6 protein-coding genes are annotated in these 5464 nt (G+C 61.8%); 5 read left to right on the top strand and 1 reads right to left on the bottom strand.

Annotation, left to right across the window (positions count from 1 at the left end; translation table 11 throughout):
* Positions 1–11: 11 nt before the first annotated feature.
* Positions 12–772 (bottom strand): IS5 family transposase gene (locus tag D2V17_RS16015; RefSeq protein WP_119593901.1). Its coding sequence is split into 2 segments (ribosomal slippage): positions 12–436 and positions 436–772, totalling 762 coding nucleotides; the frame shifts between segments, so codons are not numbered across the junction.
* 705 nt (positions 773–1477) lie between these two features.
* Here D2V17_RS16015 and D2V17_RS16010 point away from each other — a divergent pair.
* The 5 genes from D2V17_RS16010 to D2V17_RS15990 are packed head-to-tail and all read left to right on the top strand — an operon-like array spanning position 1478 to position 5377.
* A complete protein-coding gene (locus D2V17_RS16010; protein ID WP_103024574.1) occupies positions 1478–1810 on the top strand; it encodes an ArsR/SmtB family transcription factor in 333 nt (110 codons plus the stop codon).
* Complete coding sequence (locus D2V17_RS16005; RefSeq protein WP_103024607.1) at positions 1810–2340, top strand: arsenate reductase ArsC; 531 nt, start codon at positions 1810–1812, stop codon at positions 2338–2340. The genes D2V17_RS16010 and D2V17_RS16005 overlap by 1 nt, the downstream gene beginning before the upstream one ends.
* A complete protein-coding gene (arsC, locus tag D2V17_RS16000) occupies positions 2341–2769 on the top strand; it encodes an arsenate reductase (glutaredoxin) (protein ID WP_103024575.1) in 429 nt (142 codons plus the stop codon).
* The gene (locus D2V17_RS15995) at positions 2769–4172 is read left to right on the top strand and encodes an arsenic transporter (protein ID WP_425453652.1); all 1404 of its coding nucleotides are present in this window, start codon (positions 2769–2771) and stop codon (positions 4170–4172) included. Before arsC ends, D2V17_RS15995 begins: the two co-directional genes overlap by 1 nt.
* Positions 4121–5377: an IS701 family transposase gene (locus tag D2V17_RS15990; RefSeq protein WP_119592595.1), complete on the top strand. Its 1257-nt coding sequence runs from the start codon at positions 4121–4123 to the stop codon at positions 5375–5377. The genes D2V17_RS15995 and D2V17_RS15990 overlap by 52 nt, the downstream gene beginning before the upstream one ends.
* Positions 5378–5464 lie beyond the last annotated feature (87 nt).

The following is a 5464-nucleotide window of genomic DNA, read 5'->3' as shown; positions in this document are numbered from 1 at the left end:
CCGTAGACTCATTACGCGGCGCACCAAATGCGTGCACAGATAAGTTTGACTGCAGCGAGATAGTTTTGCGGGCACTTGTCGTAGCGGGTGGCGATGCCTCGGAAATGTTTGATGCGATTGAAGAAGCGCTCGACCAGATTGCGTTGGCGGTAGAGCCAGCCCGAGAATGCGAAGCGGTGCTTGCGATTGGAGCGTGACGGGATGTTGGCCCAGACGTTTTTGTTGGCGGCAGCTTCGCGGATGGCATTGCTGTCGTAGCCCTTGTCGGCCAGCAGCGTGGCGCCCTCGGGCATAACATCGAGCAGGGCCTTTACTTCCTGGCTGTCGTGGACCTGCCCGCCGGTCAGGCGCAGCGCGACGGGACGACCGTCAGCGTCAACGAGGGCATGGATCTTGCTCGTGAGGCCACCTCGGGAACGTCCCATGCCGCGATCTCCAGGTCCCCCTTTTTACCCGTCGCACCGTGCTGGTGAACGCGGACGCAGGTGGAGTCGATCATCACGATCTCGCCTTCGAAAGCGGCGGAAACTGCGGACAACAGTCTGTCCCATACCCCGGCTTTGCGCCAGCGGACAAACCGGTTGTAGCAGGTGGTCGAGGGGCCGTAGCGCTCAGGCACCTCGGCCCATGGTGACCCGGTCCGAAAACGCCAGAGTATCCCGTTCAGCACCCGCCTGTCATCGACGCGGGGAACGCCCCGCGGCTTGTTCGGCAGCAGGGGCTCGATGATCGCCCATTCTCTATCCGTCAGTTCGTATCGCCGCCGTGTCATCCTGCCTCCATCACAATGGAGAGCCTGAATCACGCAAACCGCCTAACCTCAAGACGGTTTATGAGTTTACCGCCTAGCTCGAACATTGATGTTACGTGACATTCCTCGAACGGCGGCTTCGAGCTCCAGGCTGACATACTTACGACCTAGGGTAAACGTCGGAAGCTGCCGTCGCTGAACTTCAAGACATAACGGGCTGAAGCGTAGAATCGACGCGTTGCTATCTCACACGGCGGACATGCGCTGATCGGCGGCGCATAAGCTATTGTATGCTGCGATCGGCGGGAGTGGCGGAGACGGAGGATTTCTTAGGTCTCAACCTAATGAATTGAAATCTTTTTCTTATCCTTCAGCCGCCTAGCCCGTACCCACAGTCGTTACCACACGTCCAAGTCGTCATTGATGTTCGACGGTTAAACAATGCCTCATTGCGGCACTGAATGTCCAGAATTTTCCACCGCTATCCGTCGTCGATTGCAAGGATGAGCAAGCTTCGAACAGGTTTGTTTCTCGGTGCAACGTCGATACGCGAAATGGCTGGAACGGGGCCGGCAGCAGACAGTCCGGTTATGGGATTTAGAAAGCCGCATCCGGTCGTCCGGACCGCGAAGTGTCATTGCGCAGTTCCGTCGAATCCACCCTCTATTCATCGGCAAATATCGATGGGAATTGACGGCCGATCAATCCATCGATAATTGCCGATGTATGAAGTCGACCTCGGCACTCGATGTACTCTCTGCTCTGGCGCACCCAACGCGGCTTGATGCGTTCCGCCGTCTCGTGCGCAGCGAGCCCGACGGGCTCTCCACAGGCCAGCTCGTAGACGCCTCGGGTCTGACCCAGAGCACCTTCTCAAGTCACCTCGCGATCCTCGTCGGCGCTGGTCTCGTCTTGCCGGAAAAGCGGGGGCGGCAGATGATCCAGCGCGCGAACATCGAGGTCCTGCGCGACCTGATGCTGTTCCTCGCCAAGGATTGTTGTGAGGGCCGCGCAGAGCTTTGCGAGCCGCTCGTGGCCGAACTCTCCCATTGCTGCTGATGGAGCCGACAGTGCCTGACCAACCTTACAATGTCCTGTTCCTGTGCACGGGCAACTCAGCCCGCTCGATCCTGGGCGAAGCGTTGATGAACAAAATGGGCGGAGGTCGTTTTCGTGCCTACAGCGCGGGTAGCCAACCCAAGGGCGAGGTGCATCCGATGTCGCTCGATGTGCTGGAGAGCTTCGGCTATCCGACCGATGGCCTGCACTCGAAGAACTGGAGCGAGTTCACCAAGCCCGGCGCACCCGAGTTCGATTTCATCTTCACCGTCTGCGACAACGCAGCGGGCGAGAGCTGTCCGATATGGCCAGGCAAGCCGCTCACCGCGCATTGGGGCGTAGAAGATCCCGCCACGGTCGAGGGCGATGGCCAGCGGCAGGCTTTCGTCGATGCGCTCAGCTATCTCAAACGCCGGATCGAGCTGTTCCTGATGCTGCCGCTCCCGAGCATCGACGAAATGTCTGTGCGCAGCAAATTGGCCGCCATCGGCCGCGAAGAAGGCGCGAGCGCCAAGGCCAAGGAATCCTGAATGACCACCGACATCGTCGTCTATCATAATCCCGACTGCGGCACCTCGCGCAACACGCTGGCGATGATCCGCAATGCCGGAATCGAGCCGCATGTGGTCGATTATGTGAAGACACCGCCATCGCGAGCGATGCTGGAAAGCCTGATGGAGCGCGCCGGGCTAAGTCCGAGGGAGGTGCTGCGCGAAAAGGGCACGCCTTTTGCCGAACTGGGGCTCGGCGATGAGAGCCTGGGCGATACAGCGCTGGTGGACGCGATGATGGAGCACCCGATCCTCATCAACAGACCACTCGTCGTCTCCCCGCTCGGCGTCCGCCTGTGCCGTCCGTCCGAGGCGGTGCTCGACATTTTGCCAAGCCCACAGCAGGGCGCCTTCACCAAGGAGGACGGCGAGCAGGTCGCGGACGTAGCGGGCAAGCGTATCGCCTGATGCTGCTCGCGATCGCGATCTTCATTGCCACCATCACGCTGGTGATCTGGCAGCCGCGTGGGCTCGGCATCGGGTGGAGCGCGATCGGCGGAGCACTGCTGGCGCTTGCCACCGGCGTCATCTCACTCGCCGACATTCCAGTGGTGTGGAACATCATCTGGAATGCGACCGGCGCCTTCGTTGCGATCATCCTCATCAGCCTCATCCTCGACCGGGCGGGATTCTTCGAGTGGGCCGCGCTCCATGTCGCACGATGGGGCCGCGGAAACGGGCGCATGCTGTTCGTGCTCGTGGTGCTGCTCGGTGCAGGCGTTGCGTCCATCTTCGCCAACGATGGGGCCGCGCTGATTCTAACCCCCATCGTGATCGCGATGCTCCGGGCGCTGGGCTACAATGCCAAGGCGACATTGGCCTTCGTCATGGCAGCGGGATTCATCTCCGATACTGCCAGCCTACCGTTGGTCGTCTCGAACCTTGTCAATATCGTGTCGGCCGACTTCTTCGACATTGGGTTCGGCGAGTATGCGCTGGTCATGGTGCCGGTCGATCTTGCCGCCATCGCGGCCACGCTAGTGGCTTTGATGCTGTTCTTCCGGAAGGACATTCCCGCCAGCTACCATGTCGCCCAGCTTCGCCTTCCTGCAGAGGCGATCCGCGACCGAGCGACCTTCCGCGCCGGATGGGTGGTGCTGGCATTGCTGCTGGTCGGCTTCTTCGTCCTCGATCCGCTCGGCGTTCCGATCAGCGCGGTCGCCGCCGTCGGCGCGCTGGCGCTGATCGCGATCGCCGCGCGCGGACGAGTCATTCCGACCGGCCAGGTGATCCGCGAGGCCCCCTGGCAGGTCGTGATCTTCTCACTCGGCATGTATCTGGTCGTTTACGGCATGAGCAACGCCGGGCTCGCCGCCGCTATAGCGGAACTGCTCGAACGCTCGGCAGAGGGCGGTGTGTGGGGCGCTACCTTCGGGACGGGCATCCTGGCGGCCGTGCTTTCCTCAGGGATGAACAACATGCCAACCGTCCTCGTCGGCGCGCTGTCGATCGACGCTACGGGCGCCACCGGCCCCGTTCGCGACGCGATGATCTACGCCAACGTAATCGGCTGCGACCTCGGGCCGAAGATCACCCCGATCGGTTCGCTCGCGACCCTGCTATGGCTGCATGTGCTGGGACAGAAGGGCGTGAAAATCGGCTGGGGCTATTACTTCCGCGTCGGCATCACGCTGACCACGCCGATCCTGCTGGTGACCTTGGCCGCGCTAGCACTACTTTGGCAGAAATCTGATTTTTGGGATTCCCAAGGTGGGATTCCAGTGATTCATAGGGAGCCAGCTTTTCGAAGGGGCTGGCGATGGATACGGATTGGCGTGGCGAACTGGACGAGTGGTTGGCACCGTTTGTAGCGGCGTTGCGACACAAGACGCGTGGCCGGATGTGTCCGGCGTATATCGCGGGACTGATCGGCCCGGGGGATCGCAAAAGCATACAGCCGATGGCCGCCCGGACAGATGATGTCAGCTACGATCGGCTGCATCATTTCATCGCCAGCGGCGTGTGGGACGAAGCACCGCTGGAGGCAGCTCTGCTCGCCGAGGCCGACCGGCAGGTAGGCGGCGAGAAGGCCTGGCTGATCATCGACGACACGGCGCTGCCCAAGAAGGGGCGCCATTCCGTCGGCGTGGCGCCGCAATATGCGTCGGCACTGGGCAAGAATGCCAACTGCCAGACGCTGGTGTCGGTGACGCTGGCATCTGGCGAAGTCCCCATCATGGTCGGCCTGCGCCTGTTCCTGCCCGAGAGCTGGACCGGAGACGTGGCCCGCCTGGAACGGACTGGAGTTCCTCTCGATTGCTGCCCCTACAGGACCAAGCCCGAGATCGCGCTCGCTGAGATCGATCGGGTCGGCGCTGCGGGTGTTCGTTTCGGCTGTGTCCTGGCGGATGCGGGCTATGGCATGTCCGCACCGTTCCGACAGGGGCTGAGTGAGCGCGGGCTTGCATGGGCGGTGGGCATACCTTTCAGACAGAAGGTCTACCCCGCCGATGTTGGGATGATCTTCCCGATCGCTGGAAGAGGTCGCCCTCGCAAGAACGCCATCCCCGACGCAAAATCGATATCCGCCAAGGCAATGCTGGAGATGGCAAGGTGGCGCAAGGTGAGTTGGCGGCGCGGGACCAAAGGGCCACTCTCGGCGCGGTTCGCTGCCGTTCGCGTGCGTGTCGCCGATGGTCCGCCCCAGCGCATCCGGGACATGGGTGCGCAACATCTGCCCGGCGAGGAGGTGTGGTTGGTCGGGGAGCATCGCTCGACTGGCGAGCGCAAATACTACCTCTCCAACCTGCCTGCCAGCACGCCAATCAGGCAGCTTGCCGGCGCCATCAAGGCCCGCTGGGTCTGTGAGCAGGGGCATCAGCAACTCAAGGAAGAACTCGGCCTCGATCACTTCGAGGGTAGATCATGGAAGGGGCTGCACCGACACGCGCTGATGTCCATGATCGCCCTGGCCTTCTTGCAGACCCAGCGCCTCAAGCAGGCCAAGGGGGAAAAAAAGGACTGCCGGTCCGCCTCCACAGCCGAGCTTACCAGCGATCAGACAGGCCATCATTGACCGCTTCTCCAAGCCACCGGATCGGCCATGCCCGCACTGCGGTCGCTGCATATCTGACCCGACACCAGAAAATCTGCCAAAGTAGTG

This window comes from Aurantiacibacter xanthus, assembly GCF_003584015.1.
In the GTDB taxonomy this organism is placed as follows: Bacteria; Pseudomonadota; Alphaproteobacteria; order Sphingomonadales; family Sphingomonadaceae; genus Alteraurantiacibacter; species Alteraurantiacibacter xanthus.
The sequence above is the reverse complement of the archived record's forward strand: the minus strand, read 5'-3'. Positions and strand labels throughout refer to the sequence as shown.

Excerpts from the sequence above, each read along its gene's own strand:
- D2V17_RS16010 (WP_103024574.1), top strand. The coding sequence starts at position 1,478 with ATGAAGTCGACCTCGGCACTCGATGTACTCTCTGCTCTGGCGCACCCA.
- D2V17_RS16005 (WP_103024607.1), top strand. The coding sequence starts at position 1,810 with ATGGAGCCGACAGTGCCTGACCAACCTTACAATGTCCTGTTCCTGTGC.
- arsC (WP_103024575.1), top strand. The coding sequence starts at position 2,341 with ATGACCACCGACATCGTCGTCTATCATAATCCCGACTGCGGCACCTCG.
- D2V17_RS15995 (WP_425453652.1), top strand. The coding sequence starts at position 2,769 with ATGCTGCTCGCGATCGCGATCTTCATTGCCACCATCACGCTGGTGATC.
- D2V17_RS15990 (WP_119592595.1), top strand. The coding sequence starts at position 4,121 with ATGGATACGGATTGGCGTGGCGAACTGGACGAGTGGTTGGCACCGTTT.